The sequence below is a fragment of the Pseudomonas emilianonis genome, assembly GCF_023072625.1.
In the GTDB taxonomy this organism is placed as follows: Bacteria; Pseudomonadota; Gammaproteobacteria; order Pseudomonadales; family Pseudomonadaceae; genus Aquipseudomonas; species Aquipseudomonas paraveronii.
Map to the genome: position 1 here is coordinate 1 of NZ_JAKNRV010000718.1, position 1,002 is coordinate 1,002.

General features: G+C 65.3%; 1 protein-coding gene and 1 pseudogene. Both read left to right on the forward strand.

Annotated features, from left to right (window positions below; all coding sequences use genetic code 11):
• On the forward strand, positions 1 to 739 hold a 739-nt coding region (locus L9Z73_RS31145; protein WP_247408842.1), incomplete at its 5' end, for a proline racemase family protein.
• A 41-nt stretch (positions 740 to 780) separates the two neighbouring features.
• Positions 781 to 1,002, forward strand: a pseudogene (locus L9Z73_RS31150) (dihydrodipicolinate synthase family protein); the annotation flags it as partial.

A 1,002-nucleotide genomic window follows, 5' to 3' on the forward strand; every position in this document is an offset into this window, starting at 1 on the left:
GTATTGCGCGCCGGTCACGCCAGGCGCCCTATGCGGCGTGATCTTCTTCAACAACGCGGGCTACCTCGGCATGTGCGGCCACGGCACGATCGGCCTGGTTGCCTCGCTGCACTATTTAGGGCGCATTGCGCCCGGCGTGCATACCATCGACACCCCGGTCGGGCCGGTGGCGGCCACACTGCACGAGGACGGCGCCGTGACCCTGTGCAACGTGCCGGCCTACCGCTTTCGCCAACGGGTAGCGGTGGACGTGCCGGGCCATGGCGTAGTCCATGGCGATATCGCCTGGGGCGGCAACTGGTTCTTCCTGGTCTCGGAACACGGCCAGGCGCTGCAGATGGATAACGTCGACGCCCTGACCGACTACACCTGGGCGATGCTCAAGGCCCTCGAAACCCAGGGCATCCAGGGTGAACACGGCGCCCTGATCGACCACATCGAGTTGTTTGCCGACGACGACCACGCCGACAGCCGCAACTTTGTCATGTGCCCAGGCAAAGCCTACGACCGCTCGCCCTGCGGCACCGGCACCAGCGCCAAGCTCGCCTGCCTGGCCGCCGACAAACAACTCGCCCCGGGTGAAACCTGGGTACAAGCCAGCATCACGGGCAGCCAGTTCGAAGGCCGCTATGAATGGGACGGCGAACGCGTGAGCCCGTTCATCACCGGCCGCGCCTACATGACCGCCGACAGCACTCTGCTGATCGATGAGCAGGACCCTTTCGCCTGGGGCATCTGAGCCCTGCACTGTTTGACTGAGCATTCCAAGGAGTCAGTACCATGAGCGACAACATCTTCACCGGCTGCATCCCCGCGCTGATGACCCCGTGTACCGCCGCGCGCGAACCGGATTTCGACGCCCTGGTCGCCAAGGGCCGCGAATTGATCGATATCGGTATGAGTGCCGTGGTGTATTGCGGGTCGATGGGCGATTGGCCGTTGCTCACCGAAGCCCAGCGCCAGGAAGGCGTGGCGCGCCTGGCAGCCGCTGGCGTGCCGACC